This window comes from Pseudomonas sp. EA_65y_Pfl2_P74 (assembly GCF_963970575.1).
Classification (GTDB): domain Bacteria; phylum Pseudomonadota; class Gammaproteobacteria; order Pseudomonadales; family Pseudomonadaceae; genus Aquipseudomonas; species Aquipseudomonas baetica_A.
Genome location: NZ_CAXAOQ010000004.1, coordinates 1 through 22217, shown reverse-complemented (window position 1 = coordinate 22217; position 22217 = coordinate 1). Strand labels below are relative to the sequence as shown.

At 60.2% G+C, this 22217-nt stretch carries 20 protein-coding genes; 4 read left to right on the top strand and 16 right to left on the bottom strand.

Translation table 11 applies throughout. The features are described from left to right. Window positions 1-4: 4 nt before the first annotated feature. Together adk and ppc are read right to left on the bottom strand one after the other, a co-directional pair. A complete protein-coding gene (gene adk, locus AACY18_RS03775) occupies window positions 5-652 on the bottom strand; it encodes an adenylate kinase (protein ID WP_339430519.1) in 648 nt (215 codons plus the stop codon). 300 nt (window positions 653-952) lie between these two features. Next, the gene (gene ppc, locus AACY18_RS03770; RefSeq protein ID WP_339464323.1) at window positions 953-3583 is read right to left on the bottom strand and encodes a phosphoenolpyruvate carboxylase; all 2631 of its coding nucleotides are present in this window, start codon (window positions 3581-3583) and stop codon (window positions 953-955) included. A gap of 213 nt (window positions 3584-3796) precedes the next feature. On the opposite strand from ppc, the gene AACY18_RS03765 reads away from it, so the two are divergent. The 3 genes from AACY18_RS03765 (at window position 3797) to AACY18_RS03755 (ending at window position 5767) form a co-directional block, all read left to right on the top strand. Further along, on the top strand, window positions 3797-4141 hold the full coding sequence (locus AACY18_RS03765) for a pilin assembly protein (protein WP_339430517.1): 345 nt from the start codon (window positions 3797-3799) through the stop codon (window positions 4139-4141). 377 nt (window positions 4142-4518) lie between these two features. Next, window positions 4519-4923 (top strand): DUF4398 domain-containing protein, encoded by a 405-nt coding sequence (locus AACY18_RS03760; protein WP_221733969.1) that lies wholly within the window; start codon window positions 4519-4521, stop codon window positions 4921-4923. 55 nt (window positions 4924-4978) lie between these two features. Next, window positions 4979-5767 carry an OmpA family protein gene (locus AACY18_RS03755; RefSeq protein ID WP_339430516.1) on the top strand — a complete coding sequence of 263 codons (789 nt, stop codon included), beginning with the start codon at window positions 4979-4981 and terminating at the stop codon, window positions 5765-5767. A gap of 74 nt (window positions 5768-5841) precedes the next feature. On the opposite strand, the gene AACY18_RS03750 is transcribed toward AACY18_RS03755, so the two are convergent. The 14 genes from AACY18_RS03750 to AACY18_RS03685 all read right to left on the bottom strand — a co-directional run bounded on the left by AACY18_RS03750 (window position 5842) and on the right by AACY18_RS03685 (window position 21250). Further along, window positions 5842-6171, bottom strand: a complete 330-nt coding sequence (locus AACY18_RS03750) for a hypothetical protein (RefSeq protein WP_221733971.1) — start codon at window positions 6169-6171, stop codon at window positions 5842-5844. Continuing rightward, window positions 6168-7073: an alpha/beta hydrolase gene (locus AACY18_RS03745; protein WP_339430515.1), complete on the bottom strand. Its 906-nt coding sequence runs from the start codon at window positions 7071-7073 to the stop codon at window positions 6168-6170. The genes AACY18_RS03750 and AACY18_RS03745 overlap by 4 nt, the downstream gene beginning before the upstream one ends. Window positions 7074-7162: 89 nt before the next feature. Then, on the bottom strand, window positions 7163-8413 hold the full coding sequence (locus AACY18_RS03740) for a flavohemoglobin expression-modulating QEGLA motif protein (protein ID WP_339430759.1): 1251 nt from the start codon (window positions 8411-8413) through the stop codon (window positions 7163-7165). 60 nt (window positions 8414-8473) lie between these two features. Next, on the bottom strand, window positions 8474-9028 hold the full coding sequence (locus tag AACY18_RS03735; RefSeq protein ID WP_339464322.1) for a hypothetical protein: 555 nt from the start codon (window positions 9026-9028) through the stop codon (window positions 8474-8476). 76 nt (window positions 9029-9104) lie between these two features. Beyond that, window positions 9105-9818: a TetR/AcrR family transcriptional regulator gene (locus AACY18_RS03730; protein WP_221733987.1), complete on the bottom strand. Its 714-nt coding sequence runs from the start codon at window positions 9816-9818 to the stop codon at window positions 9105-9107. Between the two features lie 105 nt (window positions 9819-9923). After that, window positions 9924-11426 (bottom strand): lysine--tRNA ligase, encoded by a 1503-nt coding sequence (gene lysS, locus AACY18_RS03725; protein WP_339430513.1) that lies wholly within the window; start codon window positions 11424-11426, stop codon window positions 9924-9926. A 71-nt stretch (window positions 11427-11497) separates the two neighbouring features. Then, window positions 11498-12593 (bottom strand): peptide chain release factor 2 gene (gene prfB, locus AACY18_RS03720; RefSeq protein WP_339430512.1). Its coding sequence is split into 2 segments (ribosomal slippage): window positions 11498-12520 and window positions 12522-12593, totalling 1095 coding nucleotides; the frame shifts between segments, so codons are not numbered across the junction. 205 nt (window positions 12594-12798) lie between these two features. After that, the gene (locus AACY18_RS03715; RefSeq protein ID WP_339464321.1) at window positions 12799-13800 is read right to left on the bottom strand and encodes a PleD family two-component system response regulator; all 1002 of its coding nucleotides are present in this window, start codon (window positions 13798-13800) and stop codon (window positions 12799-12801) included. Window positions 13801-13848: 48 nt separating this feature from the next. Continuing rightward, on the bottom strand, window positions 13849-14859 hold the full coding sequence (locus tag AACY18_RS03710) for a chemotaxis response regulator protein-glutamate methylesterase (protein WP_339430510.1): 1011 nt from the start codon (window positions 14857-14859) through the stop codon (window positions 13849-13851). After that, the gene (locus tag AACY18_RS03705; protein WP_339464320.1) at window positions 14856-17144 is read right to left on the bottom strand and encodes a hybrid sensor histidine kinase/response regulator; all 2289 of its coding nucleotides are present in this window, start codon (window positions 17142-17144) and stop codon (window positions 14856-14858) included. The genes AACY18_RS03710 and AACY18_RS03705 overlap by 4 nt, the downstream gene beginning before the upstream one ends. Beyond that, a complete protein-coding gene (locus AACY18_RS03700) occupies window positions 17141-17824 on the bottom strand; it encodes a chemotaxis protein CheW (protein WP_339464318.1) in 684 nt (227 codons plus the stop codon). Before AACY18_RS03700 ends, AACY18_RS03705 begins: the two co-directional genes overlap by 4 nt. Further along, on the bottom strand, window positions 17821-19095 hold the full coding sequence (locus tag AACY18_RS03695) for a CheR family methyltransferase (protein ID WP_339464317.1): 1275 nt from the start codon (window positions 19093-19095) through the stop codon (window positions 17821-17823). Before AACY18_RS03695 ends, AACY18_RS03700 begins: the two co-directional genes overlap by 4 nt. Beyond that, window positions 19092-19628 (bottom strand): chemotaxis protein CheW, encoded by a 537-nt coding sequence (locus tag AACY18_RS03690; RefSeq protein ID WP_221733981.1) that lies wholly within the window; start codon window positions 19626-19628, stop codon window positions 19092-19094. Before AACY18_RS03690 ends, AACY18_RS03695 begins: the two co-directional genes overlap by 4 nt. Then, entirely contained in the window at window positions 19628-21250 is a 1623-nt protein-coding gene (locus AACY18_RS03685; RefSeq protein WP_339464315.1) for a methyl-accepting chemotaxis protein, read from the bottom strand. The genes AACY18_RS03690 and AACY18_RS03685 overlap by 1 nt, the downstream gene beginning before the upstream one ends. A 522-nt stretch (window positions 21251-21772) precedes the next feature. On the opposite strand from AACY18_RS03685, the gene AACY18_RS03680 reads away from it, so the two are divergent. Beyond that, on the top strand, window positions 21773-22217 hold a 445-nt coding region (locus AACY18_RS03680), incomplete at its 3' end, for an Hcp family type VI secretion system effector (protein ID WP_339464314.1).

Sequence of the window (22217 nt, the reverse complement as noted above, 5' to 3'; positions counted from 1 at the left end):
TTTTTCAGCTCAGCGCTTCAAGCACCTTGGCGGTGATTGCTTCTACCGAACCAACGCCCGGGATGTGGCTGCACTTCGGCTTGCCGTTGGCAGCCGACAGCTTCTGGTAGAAGTCCACCAGCGGCTTGGTCTGCGAATGGTAGACCGACAGGCGATGACGCACGGTTTCTTCGGTGTCGTCCTTGCGCTGTACCAGCTCTTCGCCGGTGATGTCGTCTTTGCCTGCGATTTTCGGCGGGTTGTAGACGATGTGATACACCCGGCCGCTGGCTTCGTGAACACGACGGCCAGCGATACGCTGAACGATTTCTTCGTCTTCAACGGCGATTTCAACCACGGCGTCCAACTCGACGCCAGCAGTCACCAGTGCTTCGGCCTGCGGAATGGTGCGCGGGAAGCCGTCGAACAGGAAGCCGTTGGCGCAGTCAGGTTGCGCGATACGATCCTGAACCAGTGCGATGATCAGATCATCCGACACCAGGCCGCCGGCATCCATGATGCTTTTGGCTTGAACGCCCAGTGGAGTGCCGGCCTTGACCGCTGCACGCAGCATGTCACCGGTGGAGATTTGCGGAATGCCGAATTTTTCGGTGATGAACTTAGCCTGAGTACCTTTACCGGCCCCGGGAGCTCCCAGCAGAATGACGCGCATTAGATGTGCTCCTCAATTTTTTTATAAAAAGCTTTTACAAAACAAAGGACTCGCCGCATGGGACGATTCCTGAAAAATACGGGTCGTGGCCGCAGAAACGGCCAAAGGCTGATCAAGATACACAGCAGGCTGCGCCCACACAAGACGCCAAAAGTCGGAGAAACCCGCGCCTGCCGCGACCTCGCGACGCGGTGACCCAAGTCGCAACCCCGTCACTTACTGTCGCCTGGCGGCACTTTCCTCAGCGTGCGAAGCGGCACCCGGCGTTGACTCCGGGCACCGCATGCCACGGCAAAAACCTTAGCCGGTATTACGCAAACCGGCGGCAATGCCCGCCACAGACACCAGTAACGCCTGTTCCACCGGGCTGCCCTGCTCGACATTCTGCTGTCGCGAACGAGCCAGCAATTCGGCTTGTAATAGATGCAGCGGGTCGAGATAGGTGTTGCGCAGACGGATGAATTCAAGGGTGTCCGGACTGTGTGCCAGCAACTGCGACTGACCGGTCAACCCAAGTACCACCGAGCATGCCTGCGACAATAGGTCGCGTAAGTGCGCACCCAACGGCAGCAATTCCGGCTCGACCAGACGCTCGTCGTAGGACAGCGCAATATCGGCGTCAGCCTTGGCCAGGACCATTTCCAGCATGTCGATACGCGTGCGGAAGAACGGCCATTGCTCACGCATCTGCCCCAGCAACTCGCCCTCGCCGCGTTCCAGCGCCTTGCTCAGCGCCGATTCCCAGCCGAGCCAGGCCGGCAGCATCAAGCGCGTTTGCGTCCAGCCGAAGATCCACGGGATCGCCCGCAGGCTTTCAATCCCGCCAGCACGGCGCTTGGCAGGCCGGCTGCCGAGCGGCAACCGGCCCAATTCCTGCTCCGGCGTGGACTGACGGAAATACTCGACGAACTGCGGATTCTCACGCACGACTTTGCGATAAGCGCTGACGCCGTCGGCCGCCAGTTCATCCATCAGATGGCGCCATTGAGGCGTTGGCGGCGGCGGTGGCAGCAACGTGGCTTCGAGCACAGCGGCGAGATACAGATTGAGGTTTTGTTCGGCAATGTCCGGCAGACCGAATTTGAAACGAATCATTTCGCCCTGCTCGGTGGTGCGGAAACGCCCCGCGACCGATCCCGGTGGCTGCGACAGAATCGCCGCGTGCGCCGGGCCACCGCCACGTCCCACGGTGCCGCCACGACCATGGAACAACAGCAGTTCGACTTGCTGCTCGCGGCAAATGTCCACCAGCCGCTCCTGCGCGCGGTATTGCGCCCAGGCCGCTGCCGTCGTGCCGGCGTCCTTGGCCGAGTCGGAGTAACCGATCATGACTTCCTGCGGGCCTTGCAGCCGCGCGCGATAGCCCGGCAGCAGCAACAGACGCTCCATCACCGGCCCGGCGTTATCGAGGTCAGCCAGGGTTTCGAACAGCGGCACGACGCGCATTGGCCGCAACACGCCGGACTCTTTGAGCAGCGTTTGCACGGCGAGCACATCGGAAGCCGCGCCGGCCATCGAGATCACGTAGGATCCCAGCGAGGCGCCCGGCGCGGCGGCAATTTCCTTGCAAGTGGCGAGCACTTCCGCAGTGTCGGCGGACGGTTTGAAATGCGCCGGCAGCAACGGCCGACGATTGCTCAGCTCGCGGGTCAGGAAGGTGATGCGCTGCTCTTCGTCCCAGTCTTCGTAACGACCGAGCCCAAGATAGTCGGTGATTTCAGTCATGGCCGAACTGTGCCGCGACGAATCCTGACGCACATCCAGGCGCACCAGAAACAGGCCAAAGGTCACGGCCCGGCGCAGGCAATCGAGCAGCGGCCCGTCGGCAATCACGCCCATGCCGCACTCATGCAGCGAGTTGAAGCACAGTTCCAATGGATCAAGCAGATCGCGGTTGTTGTGCAGCACATCGGCAGGCGCCGGTGTCGCCGCCGTCAGCGACGCATGCGCCCAGTTGCGGGTGGCACGCAGGCGTTCGCGCAATTGCTTGAGCACCGCACGATACGGCTCGGCGCTGTCGCCGGCCTTGGCTTTCAGCGCGTCGCTGGCCTGCTGCATCGACAACTCGGCCGCCAGGTGATCGACATCGCGCAGGTACAAATCCGCCGCCATCCAGCGCGCCAGCAGCAACACTTCGCGAGTCACCGCTGCCGTGACGTTGGGGTTGCCGTCGCGGTCGCCGCCCATCCAGGACGCGAATCGAATCGGTGCGGCTTCAAGCGGCAACCGCAGGCCGGTAGCCGCGTGCAGCGCCTGATCAGCCTTGCGCATGTGGTTGGGAACTGCCTGCCACAGCGAGTGCTCGATCACGGCAAAGCCCCACTTGGCTTCGTCGACCGGTGTCGGGCGCGTGCGGCGGATTTCTTCGGTGTGCCAGGCTTCAGCGATCAGCCGTTGCAGGGTGTTCTGGATCTGCTCGCGTTCGGCCGTGGTCAGGTCACGGTGATCCTGAGCGGCGAGTTGCGCGGCAATCGCGTCGTATTTCTGGATCAGCGTGCGGCGGGCGACCTCGGTCGGGTGTGCGGTCAGCACCAATTCGATTTCCAGCCTCGCCAGTTGCCGGGCCAGCGATTCGGCGCTGTGGCCTTCGTTGCGCAGGCGCGCAAGCAATTCGGGCAAGACACGGGATTCGAACGGCGCTGGCTGCGACTCTTCACGGCGATGAATCAACTGATACTGCTCGGCGATGTTCGCCAGGTTCAGGAACTGGTTGAACGCCCGCGCCACGGGGAGCAATTCGTCTTCGCTCAATTGATTGAGGCTGGCACTGAGTTCAGCGTCCGTGGAGCCTCCCCGGTCGGCCTTGGCACCCTTGCGGATCTGCTCGATCTTGTCGAGAAAATCCTCGCCATACTGGTCTCGAATGGTATTGCCCAACAGCTCTCCGAGCAGGTGAACATCCTCGCGCAAGCGTGCATCAATATCAGTCATCAGCAATTCTCCAGCAGTAATCCGGACGGCTTAGAAACGAGTGCATGACCTAGAGAGTGCCGCTCTGCGCCGCTTCTTACAAGCAGGCGACGAAGGGACTTTAAACCTTGTGGCCGAAAGCTAGTCTCAACACTGAGCCGCACAACGGCTTGCCGCCGGCCCCGCCGGACACTCCCCCTGGCCTGCTTTGATCAGGTGCGACATGAGGTCATTATGAAAATCCGTGAACTCGCCCAGCATTGGGAAGAAAACGCCAAAGGTCGTATGACCGACACGGGCTACACGATTCATCTGGACGTCGAGGCCGCCGCGCGCCTGGCGGCAATTGCCGAGATGTACCCCAAACGCCACCCCGAAGAACTGCTTGGCGAACTGCTTGGCGCTGCGCTTGAGGAGTTCGAAGCGAGCCTGCCCTATGTGAAAGGCTCAACCGTGGTCGCGACTGACGAGGAAGGTGATCCACTGTACGAAGACGTCGGGCCGACCCCGCGCTTTCTCGCCCTCTCGCGCAGGCATTTGCAGGACTTGTCGTCGGCTGGGAACAAGCAAAAACACTGATCGGACATAGATCTGGACGCACGCGGGCTTGCTCGCGAACGTGCTCTGGCAGTCGGTATTTCTGTCGACTGACTCGAGGCTTTCGCGAGCAAGCCCGCTCCCACATTGACCGAATCTCTCCCTTTGGCAGGGTGTGTTTTCGGGCTGCAAAAACTCCCGCGCGTACCACTCAAAATCGCCAAAGTTCCCGCTTTATAGCCCTGTCCATTCGGTCAGATTTCTTTTTGGCGATAGGCCATCTTTTCTGAACTTTTGAAAAACGCCTCCGGTCGGAACCTGTAACCACGCCTGGAACGAGCGTTTCAAAAACGCGCTGCCACATGACGCTTGCGGCTCCTCGACCAGGATGGATTTTCGGTTTTATCAGGAGTTAAACAATGGAGTTGAAGACCATGAAGACCCAAACCTCGTTCTCTCACTTGCGCGGTCTGAAACTGGCTGCTCTGGCCATCGGCACCAGCTTCGTGCTGGCCGGTTGCGCAGGCAATCCACCGAGCGAGCAATACGCCGTGACTCAATCGGCCGTGAACAGCGCGGTCAGCGCCGGTGGTACTGAGTTCGCTGCTGTGGAGATGAAGCAAGCGCAGGACAAACTCAAACAAGCCGAAATCGCCATGCACGATAAGAAGTATGACGAAGCCCGCGTCCTCGCCGAACAAGCCGAGTGGGATGCCCGTGTCGCCGAACGCAAGGCACAAGCCATGAAAGCCGAGCGAGCGGTGAAGGATTCCCAGAAAGGTATTCAGGAACTGCGTCAGGAAAGTCAGCGCACCGTGCAATAAGCGCGCATCCGGACTGCAAAGCTGAAACTCTTATCGATAGAAAGGACGAAAAATTATGCGTAAGCAATTGATGATTCCCGCTCTCCTGGCCGCAAGCGTTGCCTTGGCTGCCTGCTCTACCCCGCCTAACCCGAACCTGGAACAGGCGCGCACCAACTACGCCGGCCTGCAAGCCAACCCGCAAGCGAGCAAAGTGGCAGCGCTGGAAACCAAAGATGCTAGCGATTATCTGGACAAGGCCGACAAGGCCTATATGGACAAGCAAGATGCGGCCAAGGTCGATCAACTGGCCTACCTGACCAACCAGCGCGTGGAAGTGGCCAAGCAGACCATCGCCCTGCGTACCGCTGAGAACAATCTGAAGAACGCCGCAGCCCAGCGTGCCCAGGCGCGTCTGGATGCTCGTGACCAGCAGATCAAACAGCTGCAGCAAAGCCTGAACGCCAAGCAGACTGATCGCGGTACGCTGGTGACTTTCGGTGACGTGCTGTTTGCCACCAACAAGGCTGACCTGAAATCCAGCGGTCTGGTGAACATCAACAAACTGGCGCAGTTCCTCCAGCAAAACCCTGATCGCAAAGTGATCGTCGAGGGTTACACCGACAGCACTGGCGCCGCGTCGTACAACCAGTCGCTGTCCGAGCGTCGTGCGACGTCGGTACAGGTCGCGCTGATCAAAATGGGCGTAGATCCTGCGCGCATCGTGGTTCAGGGCTACGGCCAGGAATATCCGGTTGCCGATAACGGCAGCGTGTCGGGCCGTGCGATGAACCGTCGTGTGGAAGTGACCATTTCCAACGACAACCAGCCAGTGATGCCACGTTCGGCGGTCAGCTCGAACTAAGCTGTAAGCAGTAACGCAAAAGCCCCGCCTGAGTGATCAGGCGGGGCTTTTTAGTGGGCCTTGGGTAGGGGCGGTTATTGCTCGAGTTTTTGCGGCGTTTCCTGCCCCATGCAACGCACCGCTTTCTTCTGGCCGTTGATCAGCACACCGGTCAAACCTTTCTGCTCGGTATCGAACAGCACCAGTACCCCGTCAATGCACTGCGCCACTTGCGCTGCCGGGTCCAGCGAGACTTTGTAGTCCTCGCCCGGCACGGTTTTGAGCATGGTGAATTCGTTGAGCAGCAACGCATCCTCGGGTTTGGCGAAGTGCAGGTAGCCGTAGTACCACAGGGCACCCACGGTGCCGAGGATGCTGCAGATACCGGTGATGATCAGCGGGATAGCGTTGCGTTCTTCACTCATTGCGGGCTCTCGTTTTCAGAATTCGGGGGTGGCGGGTAATTGGGGATTTCGCCGAGACGGCGCAGGCCGTTGAAATGCTCGGGATCGTCTAGATAGCGCAGCATCACCTGACGCCACACCGGATCGCCGAACGTCTGCACATGGCCGCCACGGGTCAACTGCAGAACGCGCGGCGGCGGCGCAGCTTGATACAGACGGATGCCATTGGAAAGCGGCACCAGCGGATCGTCGATGCTGTGGAACATCAGTTTCGGCACGCCGTTGAGTTGCGGCATCGAGTAGATCGCACTGTCGCCGTCCGGCACCAGCCACGACAGCGGCACTTGGAACGGCCAGGTCAGCCACGAGGTACTGAGCGCATATTGGCCGACGCTTCGATAGCTGGCAGGCACACCGTCGAGCACCAGTGCCTTGAGCTGTTTCTGCCGCTGCGGATGCTGTACCAGCCAATGCACGGCCATCGAACCACCAAGGCTTTGACCGAGCAGGACCAGCGGCTTGCCTTGGACCTCTGGCGCCTTGTCCAGCCAGGCGAACGCCGCGTCGATGTCCTGATAGATCGCCGGCAGGCTCGGCTCACCCTCGGACAGGCCGTAGCCGCGATAGTCGACCAGCAATACCTGATAGCCGTTTTTCGGCAACCACCAACTCCCGCCCAAGTGCATCGGCAGATTGCCGCCGTTGCCGTGTAAGTGCAGCACCGTGCCTTTGACGTCTACGCCGGGCTTGGCCGGCAGCCACCAGGCATTGAGCTTGAGGCCATCAGCCGTCACCAGCGTGACGGTGCGGTATTGGAGTTTGGCTTTTTCCGGGGTGAAGACCTGACCGGGTTCCGGGTAGAACAACAGCGAACTGCAACCGCCGAGGGTCAGGAGCAGGCAAAAGATGCCGAGGATTCTCATCCGGTGAAACCTCGCGAAAATTCGGGTTGGTACACGATTGAAAACTGTAGGAGTGAGCCTGCTCACTCCTACAAGGGTTTTGTGTTGGTTCAAAGGATGTTGGAGTAATCCGCTTCGATCCGGTCCAGGCTCAAATGGTTGAGGAAGTTGGAGAAGCACATCCACGCCGACAACGCGTTCAAGTCGCGGAACTGGTCCGGCAAATACTTGGGCGGCACTACCAGCCCTTCATCGACCAATTGGCGCATCGTGCGCATGTCCTCCAGCGTGGTCTTGCCGCAGAACAGCAACGGAATCTGCTCAAGCTTGCCCTTACGCACGGCCAACTGAATGTAGTTGTAAACCATGATAAAGCCCTTGAGGTAGGACAAGTCTTTGGTGAATGGCAGACCAGTCGGTGTCGAACCCCGGAAAACCCGACTGGCGTTGCCGTAGCTTTCGGCCATTTCAAAGCCCTGCTCGCGGAAGAACTCGAACACCTGCAAGAAGTCCGCGCCCTCCTCGACCATGTGGATGGCGCGGGTGCGGTTGGTCAGTTTGCGCAAACGACTCGGGTAGGAGGCGAAGGTGATGATTTCCATCAGGATCGCCAGGCCTTCCTGGGTCACCGTCGATGAGGGCGGCCCCTTGGACAGGAAGGTGCAGATCGGTTGGTTCAAACCGTTGAGCGTGGTGCCGACGTGCACCAGGCCTTCGTGAACCTCCAGCGCACGTACGTCGCGGTCGTTAAACATCGCATCGGTACGGATCTTGATGTAGTCGGCCCCCGCCGCCGCGTCGGCCACGATGCCGTCGGACTCGAATACGCGAATGGTTTCCTCGGCCTCGCCGAAGACTTTATTCAGACGGGTTTGCAGCAGGTGCACGGCGTCCTTGGCGGTGAGGATTTTAGGTTCGTCCTTCAGGTCGCCACGACCATCGATGTTGTTCAAATAGTCGGACATCATCAGGCCGAGGTCGGCCAGGGTCGGGTCGCCAGCGTGGAACGCATCCGAGGCAGCGCCGTACAGTTCCTGCGAGATCAGTCCGAAATCCTCGGTGCCACGCGCTTCGAGCATGCGCACCACCATGCGGTATTCCTTGCACATGCGCCGCATGATCTGCCCGACCGGATTGAACTGGCCGAGCTGGCGGGTGATGTCGCGCTCGATGTTCTGGAATTCCAGTTTGACCTTGCTCGAATCGAAGGTCAGCGGCCGATTGAGGTAGTAGTCGCGATCCACCGCTGGCATTTCCTTGCCCTTGGCCTTGAGGAAGCCCTTGCGCACGTTCTCGTCCCACTTGACCGCATCGAGCACGCGAATCGGCGTCTGCGCCAGCACAATGCGATCGGACAACATGCGTATCGTCTGCTGGTAATCGTCCACCCGAAACTCCTGTAGAAAACGTGACGTACTGAATTATTTGCCCGCGCGCTGGCGCTGATAGCGCGCAGCCTCGACGAACACATCGGAATTGGCCGGATCGTCGAGGTAAGCAAAGACCTTGTCGAGTGGGCTATCGACTTGCGCGCCGTCGCCATCGTCGGTCTGGAAGGCCTGTCCGTCGAGGGCTTTTTCTTTGATCGCTTGGTTGATCTGCTCGAGATCGAGGCTGTAGACCACCAGTTCGTGTTTGTCGGTGAGTTCGAACCCGGCGATGGTGTAGTGGCCGCCGAACCGCGCCGGTACTTTCGCTGACAGATACCAGCGATTGCCATGACGGGACACCGTGAAAGGATAGGCTTCGCGCTCACGGGGCTTGGCTTTCAACCAAGTGACGGCCTGATAACGGTTGCTGCCGACGCGCGTCAACTCAAGGCTCATCGGCTCGCCCCAGGCATTGGTGCTCGACCATTTGCCGAGCAAGCCCTTGGGCGCCGAGTCACTGCTGGCCAGAGGCGCCTTGAAAGTCACCAGACAGCCACTGAGCAACAGCAACGACAAGGCGATCAGCACACCACGCCAGGCTTTCATTCAATACTCCCTATGAACAATCACGGCCCTGAAGATCGCCACAGTCCCCCGTGGGAATTATGATTGCCTCAGAGGGTTACACCGACGCCAGCACCAAATGCATATACCGCGTCAAAATGTCGAGCATTTCCTGCTCGGCCAAAGGCTCGGCTTCGTTGAGCAGGCCCTGATATTCCATCCGTCCGATAATCGCCGTCAACACCTTGGCATCCTGCTGCGGTTCCCGCGAGCCCAGAACCTGAAACAACTGGCAGGTACCCTGCAGCAAAATCTGCTGATGGGATCGCACCAGAATGGCCAGGCGCGGGTTAAGCAACGCTTCCTGACGGAACGCCTGCTCGGCCATCAAATGCTCGCGACGGTTGACCAGTTGCCGATGGACATAATCGGTCATCAGCCGCGCAATATTGTCGGCCAGTTGCGAACGCGACTCCGGGCTGCCATCGCCACTGACGACCATCTCACGCAGCAGACCTTCGTTGTTGACCCACAATTTGGCCATATAGGCCGCGCTGCGTTCGACGTATTGGGCGAAGGTATCGGTGAGCAGGTCATCGATGTCCTTGAAGTAATACGTGGTGGCCGACAGCGGCACACCGGCCTCGGCTGCTACCGCACGGTGGCGCACGGCACGCACGCCATCACGCACGACAATGCGCATCGCCGCGTCGAGAATGACCTGTCGACGCTGTTCACTGCCCTGTCGGCTGGCCTTGCGGCCCTGGTACTGAACACTTTCAGCGACCGCAGTGGCGATACCCGCTGCACCTTCTTGAGCGATTGCAACCATCACGACAGCACTTCCTCTGCTATTTCAAAAGTAACCAATTGATACATTTGTACCAGACGGGCAATAAAAAGCCGCCTGTTTTAGGCGGCTTTTTAACTGAAACGTTTACGCTTGCGGTCGCATGTGCGGGAACAGGATCACATCGCGAATCGACGGCGAGTTGGTCAGCAACATCACCAGACGATCGATGCCGATCCCTTCACCGGCCGTTGGCGGCATGCCGTACTCGAGCGCACGCACGAAGTCGGCGTCGTAATGCATGGCTTCGTCGTCGCCGGCGTCCTTGTCGGCCACCTGCGCCATGAAGCGCTCGGCCTGGTCTTCGGCGTCGTTCAACTCGGAGTAGGCGTTGGCGATTTCACGGCCGCCGATGAACAGCTCGAAACGGTCGGTGACGTTCGGGTTGTCGTCGTTGCGACGGGCCAGCGGCGACACTTCGAACGGGTACTGAGTGATGAAGTGCGGCTGCTCGAGTTTGTGCTCGACCAGTTCTTCGAAAATCATCACCTGCAGCTTGCCCAGACCTTCGAAGCCCAGCACCTTGGCGCCGGCCTTCTTGGCAATGGCGCGCGCCTTGTCGATGTCGTTCAGGTCATCGGCGCTCAGCTCAGGGTTGTACTTGAGGATCGAGTCGAATACCGACAGACGCACGAACGGTTCGCCGAAGTGGAACACCTTTTCACCGTACGGCACGTCAGTGCTGCCCAGCACCAGTTGCGCCAGTTCGCGGAACAGTTCTTCGGTAAGGTCCATGTTGTCTTCGTAGTCGGCGTACGCCTGGTAGAACTCCAACATGGTGAATTCCGGGTTGTGACGCGTCGAAACGCCTTCGTTACGGAAGTTGCGGTTGATCTCGAAGACCTTTTCAAAACCGCCAACCACCAGACGCTTGAGGTACAGCTCCGGGGCGATACGCAGGAACATTTCCATGTCCAGCGCGTTGTGGTGGGTTTCGAACGGCTTGGCCGCAGCGCCGCCAGGAATGGTCTGCAGCATCGGCGTTTCGACTTCGAGGAAGTCGCGCTTCATCAGGAAGCTGCGGATGTGCGCGATCACTTGCGAACGTACGCGGAAGGTCTGGCGCACGTCTTCGTTGACGATCAGGTCAACGTAACGCTGACGGTAACGTTGTTCGGTGTCGGTCAGGCCGTGGTGCTTGTCCGGCAACGGGCGCAGCGACTTGGTCAGCAGGCGCACGTCGGTCATTTCAACGTACAGGTCACCCTTGCCGGAACGGGCCAGGGTGCCAACAGCGGCAATGATGTCGCCCATGTCCCAGGTTTTCACCGCGGCCAGGGTTTCTTCGGACAGCGTCTTGCGGTTGACGTAGACCTGAATGCGACCGGTCATGTCCTGGATCACCATGAACGAGCCACGGTTGAGCATGATACGACCGGCAACCTTGACCGGGATTGCAGCCTCTGCCAGCTCTTCCTTGGTCTTGTCCGCGTATTGCTTCTGCAGTTCTTCGCAGTAGTTTTCGCGGCGGAAGTCGTTCGGGAAGGCATTGCCCTTGGCGCGCTCGGCAGCAAGCTTTTCCTTGCGCAGGGCGATCAGGGAGTTTTCTTCCTGTTGCAGGGCTTGCGGATCGAGTTGTTGGTCGCTCATGTCTTTAAATTTTCCATCACAGGTTCGTTGCCCCCGCCATTGACGGGGGACTTAAGGTCGGGCTGACGGCTTTACAGCCCCGATTTCAGGCTGGCTTCCAGGTAGTCGTCGATGTCGCCATCGAGCACCTTGTCGCAGTCGCTGCGTTCGATGTTGGTCCGCAGGTCCTTGATGCGCGAAGCATCGAGAACGTAGGAGCGGATCTGGTGACCCCAGCCGATATCGGACTTGGTGTCCTCCAGCGCCTGGGACGCTGCGTTGCGTTTCTGCATTTCCTGCTCGTACAACTTGGCCCGCAGCATTTTCATGGCGGTGTCCTTGTTGGCGTGCTGGGAACGTTCGTTCTGACAACTGACCACGGTGTTGGTCGGTACGTGCGTAATACGTACGGCCGAGTCGGTGGTGTTTACGTGCTGACCACCGGCACCGGAGGAACGATAGGTGTCGATCCGCAGGTCTGCCGGGTTGATTTCGATTTCCACCTTGTCGTCGATCTCTGGCGAGACGAAAACCGCCGAGAACGAAGTGTGGCGACGGTTGCCGGAGTCGAACGGGCTCTTGCGCACCAGACGGTGTACGCCGATTTCGGTACGCAGCCAGCCAAAGGCGTATTCGCCCTTGATGTGCACGGTCGCGCCTTTGATCCCGGCGACTTCACCGGCCGACAGTTCCATGATGGTCGCGTCGAAACCGCGTTTGTCAGCCCAGCGCAGGTACATGCGCAGCAGGATGTTGGCCCAGTCCTGGGCTTCGGTGCCGCCGGAACCGGCCTGGATGTCCAGGTAGGCGTTGTTCGGGTCCATCTCGTGGCTGAACATGCGGCGAAATTCGAGCTTGGCGAGGTTGTCCTCAAGACGGGCCAGCTCGGCGACAACATCGCCCACTGCGCCTTCGTCGTTTTCTTCGACAGCCATGTCCAGCAGGTCGCGGCAATCGGCCAGACCGCCGTTCAGTTCGTCGAGGGTATCGACGATCTGCGCCAGCGCAGCGCGCTCGCGGCCCAGCTCCTGGGCGTATTCAGGTTTGTTCCAGACACTCGGATCTTCAAGCTCGCGATTGACCTCGGTCAGACGCTCATGCTTTTGATCGTAGTCAAAGATACCCCCGAATAGTTTCGGAGCGCTCGGACAGGTCCTTGATGGTGTTCAGGATCGGGTTGATTTCCATGACGGGCAGCACTCGTTGGCGAACTTTTGAAAGCCGGCGAGTATAACGTAATCACGCTGTCACGGCAGCCCGTCTGGCGGCTGTTGGGGCGACGTATTGCAAATGCAGGAGCGGGCTTGCTCGCGAATGCGGTGGGTCAGCCAACCCTACTGCTGGCTATGCCGTCGCCTTCGCGAGCAAGCCCGCTCCCACAGGGGACAGTGGACTACTCAATGCCGACCTGATTGCGCCCATTGTTCTTGGCCAGGTACAAACCGCGATCCGCCGCCGAAATCAGCAACCGGCAATCGCTACCCGACTCAGGCACCATCGTCGCCAAACCGATACTGATGGTCAGGCTCGCACCTTCGCTCGGTGCAATATGTGGAATTTTCAGCGCGGCCACGGTCTGGCGCAGCTTCTCCGCCATCAGTCGCGCGCCGCCCGGCGAGGTGTTCGGCAGCACCAAGACAAATTCCTCCCCCCCGTAACGCGCCGGCAGGTCCGACGGCCGGGCGCTGGCGTCGCGGATCGCCGTGGCAACCTTGCGCAGCGCCTCATCGCCTTCGACATGACCAAACGTGTCGTTATAGGACTTGAAGTAATCGACGTCGATCATCAGCAACGACAATTGGCTCTGATCACGCAGGGAACGTCGCCATTCCAGTTCCAGATACTCATCGAAGTGTCGACGGTTGGACAGCCCGGTCAGGCCATCGGAGTTCATCAGGCGTTGCAGCACCAGGTTGGTGTCGAGCAACTGCTGCTGGCTGACCCGCAGCGCACGGTACGCCGCGTCCCGTTGCAGCAAGGTCATGTAGGAACGCGAGTGATAACGGATGCGCGCGACCAATTCGATGGTGTCCGGCAGTTTCACCAGATAGTCGTTGGCGCCGGCCGAAAACGCCGCGCTTTTGATCAGCGGGTCTTCCTTGGTCGACAGAACGATGATCGGAATGTCCTTGGTCGCCGGGTGATTACGGTATTCGCGCACCAGGCTCAGACCATCGAGGCCTGGCATGACCAGGTCCTGCAGGATCACTGTTGGTTTGATCCGCACCGCTTGTGCGATGGCTCGATGCGGGTCAGAGCAGAAGTGGAAGTCGATGTTTTCTTCATTCGACAGCCCACGACGCACGGCCTCGCCGATCATCGCCTGATCGTCCACCAACAACACCATGGCGGCGTTTTCGTCGGTTTTGATGTCATCGATCTGTAAGTCATTCATGGGCGGTCACCTGAGTACGGCGGGGGCCAGGATTGCGGAAAAATCTGTTCATTTGGGGAAAATCTCCAGCAATCGTGGCGCTATCTTTTCCAGTGAGCGGATTTCAACGGCTGCATCAATGGCCGCAGCGGCCTTGGGCATGCCATAGACCGCACTGCTTTGCTGATCCTGCGCGATGGTCAAGTAACCTTGTTGGCGCATGAGCTTAAGCCCTTGAGCCCCATCACGTCCCATCCCGGTCAATAAAACCCCGACTGCATCACCATTCCAGTAACTGGCGACGCTCTCGAAAAACACGTCGATCGAGGGTCGGTAAATCTCGTTGACCGGCTCGGCGGTGTAGGCCAGCGTGCCGTTCTTCAGTAATCGAATATGGTGATTGGTGCCGGCCAGCAGCACCACGCCGGCTTGCGGTGGCTCGCCTTCGCGGGCCAGGCGCACATCCAGACCACTGGCGCTGGCCAGCCACTCGGCCATACCGGCGGCGAACACCTGGTCAACGTGCTGCACCAGCACGATGGCCGCCGAAAAATCACGCGGCAAGCCCTTGAGCAGCACTTCCAGCGCCGCCGGCCCGCCCGCCGACGAACCGATTGCTACCAGTCGCTGGCACGACGCCGTGCTGCGCTGGGGAGTCGGCACGGGGCGCGAGCGAGGGGTTTTCTCACCGATCAGCCAGCCGATATTGAGGATCTTGCGCAGCAATGGCGCCGCCGCTTCCTGTGCATTGCCGGCGCCAAGGGCCGGGGTGTCGACCACGTCCAGCGCGCCGTGGCCCATGGCTTCGAAGACCCGGTGCACGTTCTGTTGCCGGTCAACCGTGACGATGACAATGGCGCACGGGCTCTCGGCCATGATCCGTCGGGTGGCTTCGACGCCGTCCATCACCGGCATGATCAGATCCATCAGAATCAGATCCGGGGTATTTTCGGCGCACAGGCGCACCGCTTCGGCGCCGTTGTACGCGACCCAGACCACCTGATGCGCCGGCTCGAAGGCCAGCGCCCGGCGCAGGGCCTCCACCGCCAGCGGCATATCATTGACGATAGCAATCTTCATGCCCGCGCTCCTCCGATGAGCTCGACCACTGCGTCGAGCAGGGCGTCGTCATGAAAACTGGCTTTGGCTAAATAATAGTCGGCGCCGGCGTCCAGTCCACGGCGCCGGTCTTCTTCGCGATCCTTGTACGACACGACCATCACCGGCAGCGATTGCAGTCGGTTATCGCGGCGCAACAGCGTGACCAGTTCGATGCCGTCCATGCGCGGCATGTCGATGTCGGTGATCAGCAAATCGAAGTCCTCCGAACGCAACGCGTTCCAACCGTCCATGCCGTCCACCGCCACAGCGACGTCGTAGCCACGGTTGAGCAGCAGTTTGCGCTGTAGCTCGCGCACCGTCAGCGAGTCGTCGACCACCAGCACTCGTTTGCGCGCCGCTTCCACGGCTTGATTGCCGTGGCGGGCGATGCGCTCAAGGCGCCCGGTATTGAGCAGTTTGTCCACCGAACGCAGCATGTCTTCGACGTCGACAATCAGCACCACTGAGCCGTCATCGAGCAAGGCACCGGCGGAAATGTCCTGCACTTTGCCCAGACGCTCGTCCAGTGGCAACACCACCAACGTGCGCTCGCCAATGAAGCGCTCGACCGCCACTCCATAGATCGAATCGCGCTCGCGGATCACCACGACTTTCAGGGCCTCACCGCTGCTCTGACTGGCCGGGCGCTGCAACAACTGGCTGGCAGCCACCAGCCCGACATGCTGATCCTCGTGCCAGAAATGCTGGCGACCTTCGACCTGCACGATGTCTTCGGGGGCCAGATCGCACATGCGCTCGATGTGGGCTAGCGGAAAGGCGTAGGCCTCTTCGCCGACTTCCACCACCAGACTGCGCACCACTGACAAGGTCAACGGCACTTCAAGATGGAAGCGACTGCCCTCGCCCGCCGTCTGTTCCAGCACCACCGCGCCACGCAACTGACGGACCATGTGCTGAACGGCATCAAGGCCGACGCCACGGCCAGACACTTCAGTGACCGTATCGCGCAGGCTGAAACCAGGCAGGAACAGGAAGGTCAGCAACTCCTCTTCGCTCAACTGCGCCGCTGTTTCGGCGGGGGACAACTGGCGCTCGACAATGCTACGCCGAACCTTTTCCAGATCGACGCCGTTACCGTCATCGCTCAATTCCAGCACCAGCAATCCCGCTTGATGCGAGGCGCGCAGGCGGATCAGGCCTTCGGCGGGTTTGCCCTGGAGCAAACGTTGCTCCGGCGTTTCGATGCCGTGATCGACCGCGTTGCGCAGCAAATGGGTAAGCGGGGCTTCGAGCTTCTCCAGCACATCGCGATCAACCTGGGTTTTCTCGCCTTCGATCTCCAGTCGCACCTGCTTGCCGAGAGTGCGGCCCAGATCACGCACCATGCGCACCTGACCGCTGAGCACGTCTGCGAAGGGCCGCATGCGGCAGGCCAATGCAGTGTCGTAGAGCACTTGCGCGCGCTGGCTGGCCTGCCAGGCGAATTCATCGAGTTCGGCATTTTTCTCGATCAGCATTTGCTGGGATTCGGCGAGCAAACGCCGCGCATCTTCCAACGCTTCCAGAGCTTCAAGGCTCAGCGCATGTTCCTTGAGGTGGACGTTGAGGTTTTCCAATGCGCGCAGACCGTTGTTCTGCATGCGCTTGAGGCGCTGCATGGTCGCCAGATGCGGCTTGAGTCGCTGGGTTTCCACCAGCGATTTACTTGACAGATCGAGCAGGCTGTTCAGACGTTCGGCGGTGACGCGCAACACGCGCTCGCCACCTTCGGTGGTGCGTTTGCTCTTGTTCGGTGGCGGCTCGGGCGACTCAACAGAAGCTTCTATAGCAGGCACCGGCGTCGGCTGAACCGCTGGCGGCGCTTCAAGCTGCAACTCGGCCATCAGCGGCGCAGCGACCGATGCTGGCGGGGCTGACGGATCGAGCAGGCGCGCCATCAGCGCGACGTAAGCTTCAATGTCTGCCGGTTGCGGCGCGCTGGCCGGCACGGCGACGCGCATCAGCAAATCGGTGCCCTGCAACAACGCGTCGATGTGCTCCGGGCGCAGCAACAACCGCCCTTCCTGCGCACTGACCAGACAATCCTCCATCACATGCGCAACGCTGACGCCGCTGTCGATACCGACGATCCGCGCCGCGCCTTTGAGCGAGTGCGCCGCGCGCATGCACGATTCCAGTTGATCGGCCTGGGTCGGGTTGCGCTCCAGTGCCAAAAGCCCCGCGCTCAGGACTTGGGTCTGGGCCTCAGCTTCAAGGCTGAACAGCTCCAGCAATGAGGCGTCGCGCATTTGCTCGGGGGTCATGTGAGGCTCCGGGTCACGGCGGACAGCAGCTGTTCTTCATCCAGCCAACGCAGGCTGCGCCCCCGAAATGGCAGAACACCCCGGGTGTACTTGGCACTGGCCTGAGCGCCGGATCGCGATGCGGCATCGAGAATGCGCTCGTCAATCGCATGGATGCCATCAACTTCATCCACCGGCACCACCACCGGTCCACCATGGGCAGCGATGATCAGCATGCGCGGCATGACTCGCCCGCCATTGGCCGGTGCAACATTGCCATCCAGATCCAGCAACTCAACCAGCGACAGACACGCCACCAGCGCGCCGCGCACATTGGCCACGCCAAGCAAGGCCCGCGAGCGTTGATGCGGCAGCGAGTGAATCGCCTGCATCGGCGCCACCTCTACGAGGCTGCGCGTCGCCAGCCCCAGCCATTCTTCGCCAATACGAAACATCAGCAGAGAACGGGTTTTCAAATCGGTTTCGACTGCTGTAGCCACCGGGTCACGCTCGTCCTGCTGCAACGCATAGCGGTCGAGCAGGCGCGTGGCGGCGGCGGAATACACCGAGCAATTGCGGCAATGGATGTGTTCTTCCAGCAGCGCACAGGACTTGTCGCCGTGAATGCCGATGCGGTTCCAGCAATCGTCGATGGCCCGGGCATCTTCATGTGTGACGTTCAAGGTGTCGGACGGGATCATCGTTTGCGCTCACTGTCGGCGGTGCGTGCGCTGCGGGCGGCGCGCTCCTGTAATCGTCTGGCACCGGCGCTGTCACCTTGGGCTTGCAGCAACGCGGCCAGGTGCATCAACGCTTCGGGATGTTGCGGTTCGAGGTACAACGCCTTGCGGTAAAAACCCTGGGCTTCAAGGGCACTGCCTGCGACATCGCTGAGCAGGCCGAGCCAGTAGAAGGCTTGCGCCACCGGTTCGTGGCTACGCAAATACTGCTCGCACGCGGCGCGGGCCTCGGCGCTTTTGCCTTCGTTGGCCAGGGCGGCAATGTGGGCGAGCAACGTCGCAGCGTCCGGGTTGGCGCTTTTGCGGGTAATCGGCAGTGCCGTCACGGCGGTAAACGGCCGGTTGCGCACGGACGGTGTGGGTGGTGTGGTGCGCAGCGGCTGACTGACGGGCAACGGAATGGGCTTGGGGATCGGCAACGGTTCCGGCGCCGGCTCACTGTGGCGGCTGAACGCAAACGACTGGGGAATACCGATCGAACGCATGCCTAACCGTCCAAGCAGACTGCCCTCCGCCGGGCCGATAAAGAGCACGCCATCGACATGAGTCAGGCGCTTGAGTACTTCGAAGACTTGCTTCTGGGTCGGCTGATCGAAGTAGATCAGCAGGTTGCGGCAGAACACGAAATCGAAGGCGGGCTCACTGGCCAACAGCGCCGGATCGAGCACATTGCCGACCTGCAAACGCACTTGCTCGCGCACGTTTTCGTTGACCCGATGGCCGTCCTGCTCAGGCGTGAAATGCCGCTCGCGGTAGTCCAGATCCTGGCCACGAAACGAGTTCTTGCCATACAACGCGCGCCGCGCCTTTTCCACCGAGATCGGGCTGACGTCCATGCCATCGACCTTGAACTGATGCGGCCTGAGCCCGGCGTCAATCAAGGCCATGGCAATCGAATAAGGCTCTTCGCCGGTGGAACACGGCAGACTGAGGATGCGCAGCGCGCGCATGTTGTTCAGTTCGCCAAGACGATTGCGCGCCAGTTTACCGAGGGTGGCGAACGACTCCGGGTAACGGAAAAACCAGGTTTCGGGGACGATGACCGCTTCGATCAGCGCCTGCTGTTCATCGCGCGAACCTTGCAGCAGTTGCCAATATTCTTCGGCGTTCGCCGCTTGTGAAAGCGTGGTGCGCTGACGGACGGCTCGCTCGATGATCGCCGGCCCCACAGAGGTGACATCAAGGCCGATGCGTTCTTTGAGGAAGTCGAAAAAGCGCTGGTCGCTGCTCATGACTGCGCCTCAAGCTGCATCGGGTCCAGCGGCGGATTGGGGAACAGCAAAGCGCGCACGCCATCATCGAGCAAGTCACTGACCCGCACCCATTGCACCAGCCCCTGCGCATCTTCGCGCACCGGGCCGAGGTACGGCGCCTCGCGATTGTCGAGGCCGTAGGGTTGAAAATCCTCTGGATAACAGCGCAGCGTGTCTGTCGCCTGCTCGAGAATCAGCCCAAGCCATTGCGCCGGCTGCGACGCGTCCCGGCGATAGTGAACCAACACCAACCGCGTACTGGTGCGTGCCTCGGCGGGTTGACCAAAAGTCAGCGCGCTGAGATCAATTACCGGCACCACCGCACCACGATAGGCGAACACCCCGGCGACCCACTGTGGCGCCCGGGCAATCGGTTTCAACGGCAAGCGCGGCAGCACTTCCGCCACTTCGGTGGCACGCAAGGCGTAGCGCTCATTGCCAATGCGAAACAGCAGGAATAACGCCTGCTTCGCCACGGGTGCGGCACTGCGTTTGGCGCTGATTTCGCTCATCAGACTTTGAATCGCGAAACGCCGCTGCGCAGCCCGACGGCCACCTGGCTCAGTTCATCGATGGCGAAACTGGCCTGACGCAGCGATTCGACGGTCTGGCTGCTGGCATCGCCCAACTGCACCAGCGCGTGATTGATCTGCTCGGCGCCCGTGGCCTGGGCCTGCATGCCTTCGTTGACCATCAACACCCGCGGCGCCAGCGCCTGCACTTGATGGATGATCTGCGACAGTTGCTCACCGACCTGCTGCACTTCGAACATGCCACGACGCACTTCTTCGGAGAACTTGTCCATGCCCATCACGCCCGCCGACACCGCCGACTGGATCTCGCGCACCATTTGTTCAATGTCGTAAGTGGCGACCGCCGTCTGATCCGCCAGACGCCGCACTTCAGTGGCAACCACGGCAAAACCACGGCCGTATTCACCGGCCTTCTCGGCTTCGATCGCCGCGTTCAGCGACAGCAGGTTGGTCTGGTCGGCGACCTTGACGATGGTCACCACCACCTGATTGATGTTGCCGGCCTTCTCGTTGAGGATCGCCAGTTTGGCGTTGACCAGATCGGCTGCGCCCATCACCGAATGCATGGTGTCTTCCATGCGCGCCAGGCCCTGCTGGCCGGAGCCGGCGAGCACCGAGGCCTGATCGGCAGCGGTGGACACTTCGGTCATGGTGCGTACCAGATCGCGGGACGTCGCCGCAATTTCCCGCGAGGTCGCGCCAATTTCGGTGGTAGTGGCCGCGGTTTCGGTGGCGGTGGCTTGCTGTTGCTTGGAAGTGGCGGCGATTTCGGTCACCGAAGTGGTCACCTGCACCGATGAACGCTGCGCTTGCGACACCAGCGAAGTCAGCTCGGCCATCATGTCGTTGAAGCCGGTTTCCACCGCGCCGAACTCGTCTTTGCGGGCAAGGTCCAGGCGGCTGCTCAAGTCGCCGGTACGCATGATTTCGAGGATTTCCACGATGCGGTTCATCGGTGCCATGATCGCCCGCATCAGCAGCAGGCCGCAGGCGCCAGCCGCGAGAATGGCCACCAGCAACGAGATGAACATGCTGATCTTGGCCGCTTCCACTGCGCTGTCAATGTTGTCCATGGCCTGATCGGCCACCGACTTGTTCTCGCGAATGATGTCGTTGAGTTTCATGCGACCAGCCATCCACGCTGGCGTCAGTTGTTCGTTGAACAACTTCGTCGCGTCATCATCGAGATTGCGCTGGTGCAGATCGAGCACCTGAGCCTGAATCTTGTTGTAGTTCAGGATGTCCTGCTTGAACAAGCTGAACTCGGCTTTGTCCTGCTCGGTAGTGATGGTGTTTTGATAGTTGCCCACCTGCTCTTCGAGCCGTGCTTCGAAGGCCTTGAAGTCTGCGGCGTCCTCGGAACTGATTCCCAAGCCTTTTTTAAGGCCCAGCAATTCCTGGGTTTGCAAGTAACTGTCTACCCAGACACTGCGGATCATCGAGCTGAAATACACACCCGGCACCGCGTCATCACGCACGCTCTGTTCGCCAGCCTCAATCTTCAAAAGCCGTGAATACGAGACGACGACCATCAGCAACATGATGGCGATAATCACCGCAAAGCTCGCCAAAATGCGTTGGCGCAACGTCCAGTTCTTCACAGTGAGTCCTCGTGCCTAAGTCGAAATGCGGGGAGTATAGCCGAGGGCGCTGTTTCATTTATAAGACGCTTTTTCACCCTCACGCCTTGCGCAACGGCTTATCGCAAGGCTTTGGCGTGCGACTGTCTGACAATCCCAAGGCGACGCACCAGTGACGTAATGGCAAAAATGGATGTTGGATTGGCCATTTTTTAGCAACCCCCACCAATAGTGGCCACACGCCATTGTGCGCAACTTCTTGCGCACTCAAATGTGGATAACCGTGTGGACACATCCCTACAGCCCACGTAATCCGTTCTGTACAGACGAGTGCGCAACTTCTTGCGCAGTACTGCGCAAGAAGTTGCGCACTTCAGACCTCAAATCCGCACGAAAAACAGTCAAAAACCCGATCAGGTGCAGCCTCACCCCCGGCTTCCGGGCACTTCACAAAACCTGGCACGCTACTTGATATGTCTTCGGCACCCACCGGGCGATTTCGCCTCCCGGGCACCTTAAATTTATCCGCAAGGAGAGCACCCCATGGCAACACCAGCGTACATGTCGGTTACCGGCGAAAAACAAGGCCTGATCACTGCCGGCGCCTTCACTGCCGACTCCGTTGGCAACACCTACCAGGAAGGTCACGAAGACCAGGTCATGGTTCAGGCGTTCAGCCACGACGTGATCATCCCGCGTGACCCGCAATCCGGTCAGCCAACCGGTCAGCGCGTTCACAAGCCAGTTGTGATCACCAAGGTCTACGACAAGGCTTCGCCTCTGCTGCAAGCCGCTCTGACTTCCGGCGAGCGCATGAGCGAAATCGTTATCCAGTGGTTCCGTACTTCGGCTCAAGGTACTCAAGAGCACTACTACACCACCAAACTGGAAGACGCGATCATCGTCGCCATCAACAACAAAATGCACAACTGCCAGGATCCAGGCAACTCGCACTTCACCCACCTGGAAGAAGTGCAGTTCACCTACC

Excerpts from the sequence above, each read along its gene's own strand:
- adk (WP_339430519.1), bottom strand. The coding sequence starts at position 652 with ATGCGCGTCATTCTGCTGGGAGCTCCCGGGGCCGGTAAAGGTACTCAG.
- ppc (WP_339464323.1), bottom strand. The coding sequence starts at position 3,583 with ATGACTGATATTGATGCACGCTTGCGCGAGGATGTTCACCTGCTCGGA.
- AACY18_RS03765 (WP_339430517.1), top strand. The coding sequence starts at position 3,797 with ATGAAAATCCGTGAACTCGCCCAGCATTGGGAAGAAAACGCCAAAGGT.
- AACY18_RS03760 (WP_221733969.1), top strand. The coding sequence starts at position 4,519 with ATGGAGTTGAAGACCATGAAGACCCAAACCTCGTTCTCTCACTTGCGC.
- AACY18_RS03755 (WP_339430516.1), top strand. The coding sequence starts at position 4,979 with ATGCGTAAGCAATTGATGATTCCCGCTCTCCTGGCCGCAAGCGTTGCC.
- AACY18_RS03750 (WP_221733971.1), bottom strand. The coding sequence starts at position 6,171 with ATGAGTGAAGAACGCAACGCTATCCCGCTGATCATCACCGGTATCTGC.
- AACY18_RS03745 (WP_339430515.1), bottom strand. The coding sequence starts at position 7,073 with ATGAGAATCCTCGGCATCTTTTGCCTGCTCCTGACCCTCGGCGGTTGC.
- AACY18_RS03740 (WP_339430759.1), bottom strand. The coding sequence starts at position 8,413 with ATGTTGTCCGATCGCATTGTGCTGGCGCAGACGCCGATTCGCGTGCTC.
- AACY18_RS03735 (WP_339464322.1), bottom strand. The coding sequence starts at position 9,028 with ATGAAAGCCTGGCGTGGTGTGCTGATCGCCTTGTCGTTGCTGTTGCTC.
- AACY18_RS03730 (WP_221733987.1), bottom strand. The coding sequence starts at position 9,818 with ATGGTTGCAATCGCTCAAGAAGGTGCAGCGGGTATCGCCACTGCGGTC.
- lysS (WP_339430513.1), bottom strand. The coding sequence starts at position 11,426 with ATGAGCGACCAACAACTCGATCCGCAAGCCCTGCAACAGGAAGAAAAC.
- AACY18_RS03715 (WP_339464321.1), bottom strand. The coding sequence starts at position 13,800 with ATGAATGACTTACAGATCGATGACATCAAAACCGACGAAAACGCCGCC.
- AACY18_RS03710 (WP_339430510.1), bottom strand. The coding sequence starts at position 14,859 with ATGAAGATTGCTATCGTCAATGATATGCCGCTGGCGGTGGAGGCCCTG.
- AACY18_RS03705 (WP_339464320.1), bottom strand. The coding sequence starts at position 17,144 with ATGACCCCCGAGCAAATGCGCGACGCCTCATTGCTGGAGCTGTTCAGC.
- AACY18_RS03700 (WP_339464318.1), bottom strand. The coding sequence starts at position 17,824 with ATGATCCCGTCCGACACCTTGAACGTCACACATGAAGATGCCCGGGCC.
- AACY18_RS03695 (WP_339464317.1), bottom strand. The coding sequence starts at position 19,095 with ATGAGCAGCGACCAGCGCTTTTTCGACTTCCTCAAAGAACGCATCGGC.
- AACY18_RS03690 (WP_221733981.1), bottom strand. The coding sequence starts at position 19,628 with ATGAGCGAAATCAGCGCCAAACGCAGTGCCGCACCCGTGGCGAAGCAG.